Here is a 1,627-nt window from a genome sequence, read left to right as displayed (position 1 = left end):
CTGTTCAAATGAGCAGAGTGTTATCTTTTAAATCTTTGTGCAACAAAGCCGTTTATCACCACTATTCCGTCGGAGTATTGGTTTTGACCGCTTAAGTGATCTATTCGATTTTGCATTACAAAGCGATACGCCAAATTACCCCCACTATAATATTGAAAAAACAGGAGATAATAATTATCGTATTTCTGTTGCAACTGCAGGATTTAATCAGGATCAACTCGAGATTAATTTGGAAAACAAGGTACTGACTATAACTGGTAAAGTAGTAGAAGAAAACGATCCAAACGTTGAATATTTATATAAGGGAATCGCAAGCCGTTCATTTAAGTTATCGTTACGCTTGGATGAACATGTAGAGGTTCAGCAGGCAGATTATGATAATGGTTTATTGACTCTAGATCTGCAACGGAGAGTCCCTGATGAGGTGATGGCACGCTAGATTCCTATTGGTCGTAAAAATAATGAAAAGCTATGGGGAGAGTCGAAGACTCAATAATAAAAATAGTTTTTCTAATAAGAATAGAACAAATTTAAGCCACCTTCGGGTGGTTTTTATTACCTTCAGAACTAGGTTGCTGGTTTGATTATTTGTTGCAATAATTAAATTTCAGACTTATTTAATATGGATATATATTTAATTTGTATATATATTTATATTTTTTATAGATTGTCTATTGTTTGATCGTTGTATGTTTTATCAACGATTCTAAATCAGCGCAAAATGGTTAAGGGGAAAGCTCACAAGAATGTGGGCTTTTTTATTTTATACACATAAATTAACCTTTCATTTAAAAAAAATTTCCAAATAGCTTTGGAATGCAATCCATATAGATGATACCTATAGAGGTTGTTATTTCTAATCTATTGAGGTGAGCAATGAAATTACTAACATTGATTGGCGCAGGCGTATTGGCTGGATATTGTTATAAAAAGGCTAAATACAAAAAGGGAAATGCAAAAAACTGTTCTCATCACGAAGCGGAGACAGAATCTAAGGCATTAAATACCCCTGAATAAATTAATAAAAGACCTCACAAATGAGTGAGGTCTTCGACTATTTAGAAAGGAAAAATAACAATCAAATGCAAATATTGGCTAAATTAATCCTTGGCCTTGTTTAACTGAAGAAACGACTAGGCTGAGTATTTGTTGATTTTGCAATTAGTAGCTTTCTAGGTAATTTATATATTTATGAGAAGTCCTCAACTAGTTTAACAAGTACTTAAAGAAACATAAAACTAACGGGTAAGAACTATTAATATATATTTCCTATACTTACATGAATCTATTCATAAGTTATCCTTAAATAGTTTAAAGAGAAAATATTTGGCTAAGGACTATAAAATGGTAATTAGGGATTGATTGGTTTAATTTTCTATTAATTCTCTATAGTTAGATAAGATTTTTAAATTCTAGTGATCATTCCCCCCTTATATCTTGAATAGGGAAGCACTAAAGCAAGGAGATCGATATGTTCCAGTTTGTGCTTTGCTTATTTGGCCTACATAGTACGATTGAGTTTGAATGTACGGCTGATAGCGAAGAAATTAAGTTATGTCGCGATTGCTTGAAAGAAATTAAATAGGACTTACGCATTGACAGATTCAAAAAAGTATTAAAATACTTT

At 32.0% G+C, this 1,627-nt stretch carries 2 protein-coding genes; both read left to right on the top strand.

The features are described from left to right. The first annotated feature begins 37 nt into the window (after positions 1–37). Positions 38–439, top strand: coding sequence for an Hsp20 family protein (locus C8322_RS14195; RefSeq protein WP_111810829.1), 402 nt, complete (start codon positions 38–40; stop codon positions 437–439). 437 nt (positions 440–876) lie between these two features. After that, complete coding sequence (locus tag C8322_RS14450) at positions 877–1,017, top strand: hypothetical protein (RefSeq protein ID WP_167456607.1); 141 nt, start codon at positions 877–879, stop codon at positions 1,015–1,017. Positions 1,018–1,627 lie beyond the last annotated feature (610 nt).

The sequence above is a fragment of the Acinetobacter sp. SM1B genome (assembly GCF_003289665.1).
GTDB classification, from domain to species: domain Bacteria; phylum Pseudomonadota; class Gammaproteobacteria; order Pseudomonadales; family Moraxellaceae; genus Acinetobacter; species Acinetobacter schindleri.
The sequence above is the reverse complement of the archived record's forward strand: the minus strand, read 5'-3'. Positions and strand labels throughout refer to the sequence as shown.